This is a genomic window from Desulfobacterium sp. N47 (genome assembly GCF_051233685.1).
Taxonomy (GTDB): domain Bacteria; phylum Desulfobacterota; class Desulfobacteria; order Desulfobacterales; family RPRI01; genus RPRI01.
Genome location: NZ_JBAMMY010000254.1, coordinates 1 through 6,676, shown reverse-complemented (window position 1 = coordinate 6,676; position 6,676 = coordinate 1). Strand labels below are relative to the sequence as shown.

The following is a 6,676-nucleotide window of genomic DNA, read 5'->3' as shown; positions in this document are numbered from 1 at the left end:
TATAATTAATAGCAGGTAAACTCCCGGCTCTGCCGGGAGACTCCCGGAGTTTGACAATTCCGGGATTATGAATTTGACAGGCGTTCATCATACATGATGCTTTTGTAATACCCGAATGCTTTTATCGGGAATCCAGCTTTTAAAAATCGGGAAAAAGTTGGATTCCCGATAAAAATCACTGCTAAAATGGCAGGTGTTACAAGAAACTTGATATGATGGTTTTTGTTTTTCGATTGTGATCAGGCCCCTTTGAGGGGCCAGCAATCGTAAAGCCTCCGGCTTTGCCGGAGGATGTTTACATTCCATGGAAAAAAAATATAACAGTACTTGAAGTACTTGTATATATCCATGAAAACCATGAAGCCATTGCCTTCGACTATTCATGCAGGGGCAGGGTATGCGGGCGCTGCTCCATGATGCTTGACGGCGAGCCGGTTATGGCATGTGCTATACGCCGGTAGGAAAAGACCGTGATATTGTTCTTGAACCGCTAAGAGGCTTTCCGGCAATCCGGGATTTTATAGTAGACAAAAGCAAAACAAGGGACAGGATCGCAAAAATAGAAGCAAGGGTAAGATCGAAACCTCTTGTACAAAGCGATATAACTGCTAAAATGGATCCGGCTCTTGCCAAAAAAATAGGAAACCTTGAATGGTGTTGCAGATGTTTAAAGCTGTATTGCCGCTTGCCCGGTTATTAATGAAGATAAAGATCAGGAAAAATTTATCGGACCTGCTGGTATTATTGCTATCGGGTTAAGATATTACGAATCCGTTTGATGAAGGAGACAGAGTGGTTGAAGCTGTTCAGGATGGTCTTTACGAGTGCATTATGTGCGGAAGGTGCAATGAAGTTTGCCCTGCAGCCGAAATCGATCATTTGGGAGTCTATTCCGAATTGCGGAAAGAAGCTGAAAAAAGAGGGTTAAAACCTTAAAAAAAAATCAGAATATTCAATAAAGTATAAACTTTGGTTAAATGCCGTTTCTTTTTAACCGGTTAACAGGTTAAGCCATGCTTACGGCGATCGAAACAGGGTTGATGTTAGTTTTCGAGTTTAAAGGAGATCTCTATGCCAAAAGGGTTTAAGATTGCAATAAATATGGGTGGAGGAGATGCCCCGGGCCTCAATGCCGTTTTAGAGGCTGTGGTTCGTTCGGCCGCCAACCGGAACTGGGAAGTATACGGAATCAAGAACAGTTATGAAGGACTTATTGACACAAATGAAATTATTTCCTTAACGCCTAAAAAGGTGTGGCATATTTCAAGCATCGGCGGAGCTTTTCTGGGAACCACAAACAAAGCTAATCCTTTTAGCATGCCTGTTGCCAATGCAGCCGGAGAAATAGAATACAGGGATGTATCCGATAAGGTTGTAGAAAACTTCAAACGACTGCGGCTGGACTGTCTCATTGCCGTAGGCGGAGACGGAAGCCTTAAGATTGCATATGACCTTTTTAAAAAAGGAATTCCTGTAATCGGTGTGCCAAAGACAATAGACAATGATCTTGTATCTACTAATATAACTTTTGGTTTTGATACAGCCGTAAGCATAGCAACCGAAGCCATTGATCGTCTTCATTCAACCGCCAAATCACATGACCGTGTTATGGTGGTTGAGGTTATGGGAAGAAACGCAGGCTGGATCGCTTTAAACAGCGGCATTTCCGGTTCGGCCGACGTTATTGTAATTCCTGAAATTCCATTTGATATTGACAGGATATGTGATCACATTATGGATCGCGAGCTGCATGGGCAACGTTATGCCATAGTTGTAGCGGCCGAAGGCGCCGCTCCCATAGGTGGTCATACTCTCAACAAAGGCAAGGGAGAAGCCGGGCGGCAGGATGTAATACTGGGCGGTATAGCTGAGTATGTTGCAAGAGAAATAGCAATAAAGACATCCAAAGACAGCCGCTTTATGGTGCTTGGGCATCTTCAGAGAGGAGGATCGCCTACCACGTTTGACAGGCTTCTGGCGCTTCGCTTTGGCGCTGCTGCGCTAAGACTTGTAAAAGAGAAAAAATTTGGAACAATGGTAGCCTTGGAATCTCCAAACATCAAGGCTATTCCTCTTGAGGAAATTATCGGCAAAATCAAACGGGTTCCGCTTGATGGCGATACCATCCGTACAGCCAGAGAGATAGGAATCTGTTTTGGAGACTGAATTTAATAAAAAATTTATAAATTTTCTGAACGTAAATATCTTGCTGCAAGAAATTTCTGTTAAAAGCGTTTCTGGTATATATGGCTGCTGATAAATATCGTCCTGATGAGCAGACAGCTCTTAAAATTATTTTCCGCTCACTTAAGCATAAAAATTATCGGCTTTTTTTCGGTGGACAAAGCATCTCACTTATCGGCACATGGATACAACGAATAGCAATATCCTGGTTGGTATATAAACTTACAAATTCCGTATTCCTATTGGGTGTGGTCGGCTTTGCCGACCAGATCCCTACCTTTTTATTATCCCCTCTTGCCGGAGTTCTGACTGACAGGTTAAATCGATATCATATTATAATAGTCACTCAGATTCTGGCGGCCATACAGGCTTTGATTCTGACCTGTATTTATTTCTACGGAATAATAGATATATGGCACATCATTTTTTTAAGTGTATTTCTTGGATCCATCAATGCTTTTGATATTCCGGCCAGACATTCACTTTTAGTTGAAATGATAGAAAAAAAAGAAGACCTGGGAAATGCAATCGCCTTAAATTCTTCCATGTTTAATTCAGCACGGCTTTTGGGCCCCTCAATCGCGGGCATATTGATTGCCGCTACAGGTGAAGGTGCCTGTTTTCTTATAAATGCTTTAAGTTATATTGTTGTTATTGCCTCAATATTGAAAATGAAAATTGTTCCAAGGATAATAAACAAGAAAAACACGCATGTTTTAACTGAAATAAAAGAAGGCTTTTCTTATACGTTTGGTTTCAGACCGATAAAGTTCGTTATACTTTTGTTTGGTCTGGTAGGTTTAATGGGAATGCCTTATTCGGTGCTTCTGCCTGTTTATGCTAAAGAGATACTTAAAGGCGGCTCCCATACCTATGGCTTTCTGATGGGAGCTTCGGGTTTAGGCGCTTTGACGGGCGCTCTTTATCTTGCATCCAAAAATAGTATCCATGGACTTTTAAAAATAGTTCCATGGTCGGCAGGCATATTCGGGATTGGGCTGATTATTTTTTCTTTATCCCGTTATTCTTTACTTTCCATGGTATTAATGGTATTGATCGGTTTTGGACTGATGCTGCAACTGGCATCAAGCAATACTCTCTTACAAACTATTGTTGATGATGATAAACGTGGCCGCGTTCTTAGCATTTATATCATGACCCTTATGGGCTCAGCAACTTTTGGAAGTCTTTTAGCAGGTGGTATGGCAAAGTTTTTAGGTGTCCCGCTCACTTTGGCAATAGGCGGAATATCATGTATTTCAGGAGCTGTTCTCTTCGCAAAAAAACTTCCGGAGCTGCAAAAAGATGGTTTGATTTACACCGGCAAAACAGGGTGAGAGGGTAGGGGGGATAAGGATAAAGGTGCAAGGTGCAAGGTGCAAGGGATAAGGATAAAGGTAAAGGTGCAAGTAGAAGATAGTTTATGAGTTCATAATAAGGTCTTTGTGTCTTTTAGTATTTCTGCCTATGCTTACCGATGTTTTGGTGACAATATCGCTTGACCATATTATTTTATTGATGTATCAATATGTTAAACATTATACACTCATCAAAAGCTTTTAAACATTAATCTGGAGGAACTATGAACAGGAAATATCTGTTATTTTTGATCGTACTTATAAGTCTTCTTTCACTTACAGGCTGCGGATACAATAAAATGCAGGCCAATGAAGAGCAGGTTTTTGCAGCATGGGGAGATGTTGAGGCGAGTTATCAGCGCCGTCTTGATCTGATACCCAATCTTGTTGAGGTGGTAAAAGGTTATGCAAAACATGAAGCCGACACATTGACTGCTGTTACAGAAGCCAGAGCTAAAGTGGGTTCAATGCAGATTTCAAAAGACATGATTAATAATCCCGAAGCAATGGGGAAATTTCAGCAGGCTCAGGGGCAGCTTTCCGGCGCTCTTTCACGGCTAATGGTTATAGTTGAAAGATATCCTGATTTAAAGGCAAACCAGAATTTCATGGATCTGCAGAATCAGCTTGAGGGAACCGAAAACAGGATAAATGTTGCAAGAGTCAGGTATAACAAGGCAGTACAGGATTTTAACACCAGTATCAGAATTTTTCCAAACTCACTCACAAACTCTCTTTTGCTTCACCTTGCACGCAAAGAACCTTTCAAGGCGGATGAAGCCGCAAAGAGCGCGCCTAAAGTAAACTTTTCAATGCAATAAAATAAAGAAAGCAAAGTATCAAATGCAAAGAAAACCGGCTCATAAGTTCATAAGCTCATGAGTTGCTAAGATAAAGCCGGAACTTATGCAGATCTCATAAAGGGGTTAATTCATGAAATACTGGTTGATTGCGTTTCTATTTTTAATTATTCCTTACAATGCCGAAGCGTTTGATGTTCCTCAACTGAAAGGAAGAGTAAATGATTATGCTGCCATACTCTCACCCGAAACGGTTCAAAAGCTGGATGCGACATTATCAACGCTTGAAAACAGCGATTCTACCCAGGTAGTGGTTCTTACTATACCATCTCTTGAAGGAGAAAACCTGGAAGAATTTTCCATAAAAGTTGCCGAAAGCTGGAAAATAGGACAAAAAAATCTGGATAATGGCGCTATTCTTCTTGTCTCAAAAAATGACCGAAAACTAAGAATAGAAGTGGGACGCGGGTTGGAAGGCAAATTAACGGATCTTATATCCGGCAGAATTATTCGCAATGAGATTATTCCCAGATTCAAGGAAGGCGATTTCAATGGCGGAATCGAGGCAGGCGTTAATGCCATTGTTTCAGTTGTTAAGGGCGAATATGTGGCGTCAAGGTCAAATGCCAGGCATAAGGGAAACGGCAAAACACCGATATTTGCACTCCTTATTTTTCTTTTTGTTATAACCGCAGCTTTATCAAATTTTTCTAAAGTCTTAGGTGGTATAACAGGAGCTGTGCTTCTTCCGATAATATCTCTTCTTTCTTTTGGCGGAATATCCCTTTTGCTGCTTGGCATCCTTGCAATAGCAGGATTTGGTTTCGGACTTTTATCAGGAGCCCTTGCAGGAGGAACAGGAAGGCATTACCCGGGAGGTTTTATTGGTGGCGGTTTCGGAGGAGGCGGTGGTTTTGGCGGAGGGGGATTTTCGGGCGGAGGCGGCGGATTCGGCGGAGGCGGCTCATCAGGAGGCTGGTAAAAGGAAATATTTATGAAAACTAAAGCATCAGAATTTTTCAGCAAACAAGACCAAAAATGTATCTCGGATATTATCAAACAGGCTGAGTCTAATACTTCCGGTGAAATAGCAATAATGGTACTTGACGCAAGCGATTCGTATAAGGAAGCCGAAACCTTGGGGGCATTTATACTTTCAGGCTTTTTTGCACTTATTTTAGAAATTATCAAATCATACTATATCGCAACAAAAGCTGTCGGCTGGAGCTATGACCCGTCGGGTTTTTCTTACCAATTTTTACTGGAAGCTTCGGGACATACAAGCATCTGGACTTATATCCCAATGCTGTTTATTCTATATTTTCCGTTTAAATTCATATTTTCAAAAATTGACGGCATAAAAATTCCCTTTTTATCAGGCAAAAGAATCGAAGAGACCGTAAGGAAACGTGCTTTAATGGCTTTCTATGAAAAAGGATTGTATAAAACACGGGATGAAACAGGAATTCTTATTTTTATTTCCCTTCTTGAGCACCGGGTATGGATTTTGGGAGACAGAGGAATTAACGCAAAAATAGACCCTGAATTCTGGGGCAATATAGCCGCAAAGCTATCGGAAGGAATCAAGAAAAAAGAACATGGAAAAGCCACATGCGATGCTATTGAAGAGTGCGGCAAAGAATTGTCCAGATATTTTCTGATAAAACAGGATGATACCAATGAGTTAAGCAATGAAGTGATGTTTTGATGTATAAAATAGGTTAACACTGATTAATCAAAATTAACACAAGATACTCTTGCTCAATCATCCAGAACTTCACGCAGCTTTTGCCTGAGTGTGTTGATTCTTATTGGTTTTTGCAGGTAAATCCCGGGCTTTTCGTCTTGGCCCTTATATATGGTGTTTTCGGCCAGGTATCCGGTCATAAATACAACCTTTACTCCGTGTCGCTTTAATAGTATTTTGTCTGCAAGATCTTTCCCGTTCATTTTCGGCATGATAACATCTGTGAGTAAAAGATCGATATCTTCTTCATATGTCTCATTGATCTTTATGGCTTCTTCGGGAGTAAGCGCTATAAGAAGCCGGTAGCCCAATGGCCTTAGGGCTCTTTCTATAATTGAAAGCAGTATTGGTTCATCATCTACAATAAGAATAGTTTCATTGCCTCCTGCTGCCTCTGTTAAATCCGAATCTATGAGTTTTATGGTATCTGTATCTGCAACAGGCAGATTATAGTGGACCCCATGTCAAGACTGATTTTCATAAAAATTAAGCTACCAAAGGTCTCTGATATTTTCTCCGGGTTTAAGTTCTTTTTTCTTACAAAGTCCTTTTCAAAAGGTCCGCTATTGCCGGATAAATGAAAAATG

Annotated in this window: 9 protein-coding genes; 8 read left to right on the top strand and 1 reads right to left on the bottom strand. The window is 40.9% G+C overall.

Annotation, left to right across the window (positions count from 1 at the left end; all coding sequences use genetic code 11):
- Positions 1-281: 281 nt before the first annotated feature.
- The 8 genes from VXK47_RS16250 (at position 282) to VXK47_RS16215 (ending at position 6,050) form a co-directional block, all read left to right on the top strand.
- Positions 282-461 (top strand): 2Fe-2S iron-sulfur cluster-binding protein, encoded by a 180-nt coding sequence (locus VXK47_RS16250; RefSeq protein WP_435549830.1) that lies wholly within the window; start codon positions 282-284, stop codon positions 459-461.
- Entirely contained in the window at positions 443-700 is a 258-nt protein-coding gene (locus VXK47_RS16245; protein WP_435549829.1) for a hypothetical protein, read from the top strand. Before VXK47_RS16250 ends, VXK47_RS16245 begins: the two co-directional genes overlap by 19 nt.
- Positions 701-792: 92 nt before the next feature.
- Positions 793-936 (top strand): hypothetical protein, encoded by a 144-nt coding sequence (locus VXK47_RS16240; RefSeq protein WP_435549828.1) that lies wholly within the window; start codon positions 793-795, stop codon positions 934-936.
- Positions 937-1,071: 135 nt separating this feature from the next.
- Positions 1,072-2,166, top strand: a complete 1,095-nt coding sequence (locus VXK47_RS16235; RefSeq protein ID WP_435549827.1) for an ATP-dependent 6-phosphofructokinase — start codon at positions 1,072-1,074, stop codon at positions 2,164-2,166.
- Between the two features lie 80 nt (positions 2,167-2,246).
- A complete protein-coding gene (locus tag VXK47_RS16230; RefSeq protein WP_435549826.1) occupies positions 2,247-3,521 on the top strand; it encodes an MFS transporter in 1,275 nt (424 codons plus the stop codon).
- A gap of 245 nt (positions 3,522-3,766) precedes the next feature.
- Positions 3,767-4,363, top strand: coding sequence for a LemA family protein (locus VXK47_RS16225; protein WP_435549825.1), 597 nt, complete (start codon positions 3,767-3,769; stop codon positions 4,361-4,363).
- Positions 4,364-4,475: 112 nt separating this feature from the next.
- Positions 4,476-5,324, top strand: a complete 849-nt coding sequence (locus tag VXK47_RS16220; protein ID WP_435549824.1) for a TPM domain-containing protein — start codon at positions 4,476-4,478, stop codon at positions 5,322-5,324.
- 12 nt (positions 5,325-5,336) lie between these two features.
- Entirely contained in the window at positions 5,337-6,050 is a 714-nt protein-coding gene (locus VXK47_RS16215) for a TPM domain-containing protein (RefSeq protein WP_435549823.1), read from the top strand.
- A gap of 53 nt (positions 6,051-6,103) precedes the next feature.
- Here the strand turns inward: VXK47_RS16215 and VXK47_RS16210 are convergent, their stop codons facing one another.
- On the bottom strand, positions 6,104-6,454 hold the full coding sequence (locus tag VXK47_RS16210) for a response regulator (RefSeq protein WP_435549831.1): 351 nt from the start codon (positions 6,452-6,454) through the stop codon (positions 6,104-6,106).
- Between the last annotated feature and the right edge of the window lie 222 nt (positions 6,455-6,676).